The sequence below is a fragment of the Micromonospora aridisoli genome, from assembly GCF_056150025.1.
Map to the genome: position 1 here is coordinate 1 of NZ_JAXCFK010000197.1, position 508 is coordinate 508.

At 35.2% G+C, this 508-nt stretch carries 1 protein-coding gene; it reads right to left on the reverse strand.

Annotated features, from left to right (window positions below; all coding sequences use genetic code 11):
* On the reverse strand, positions 1-508 hold a 508-nt coding region (locus tag SM447_RS30085), incomplete at both ends, for a DUF1501 domain-containing protein (protein WP_474576239.1).

Sequence of the window (508 nt, forward strand, 5' to 3'; positions counted from 1 at the left end):
GAGCATCGTTTTATAGAGATATCCCTGATTGCTTTCATGTAGTAATGCTGTATTTGCATTGGTCACTATATTCTTAAAAAATGGTTCTCTAGTATTATTAAATAATAAATTTGGGTTATAGACTGCGATACCATTCATTTTTTCTCCTTTTAGCGTAAGCGAAAGTCCCTTATCCACCTCTATAGCTTGATAAGGATATTGACAATTTGCATCTAAATAGCGTCCTATCCAACCTGTTTTTAAATACTCGCCAGCACTACTTGCCGTATGCCATATATCAGAACTACGAAAATGCGATCTATTAGGGTTTGGGTATCCAACATTATTAATCAAACATAATTCTCCTTGGTCATAGAGCTTTGCTAGAGCTTTCAAATTGTCATTAAAAGCCAAATTATCCTGAATACGTATTGTAGCTTCTCTAGACTTAGCAATATTGGGACGTAAGCGATGATAGATATCATTTCCTACTGGCACTATTGTATTAAGTCCATCGTTACCTCCTGAT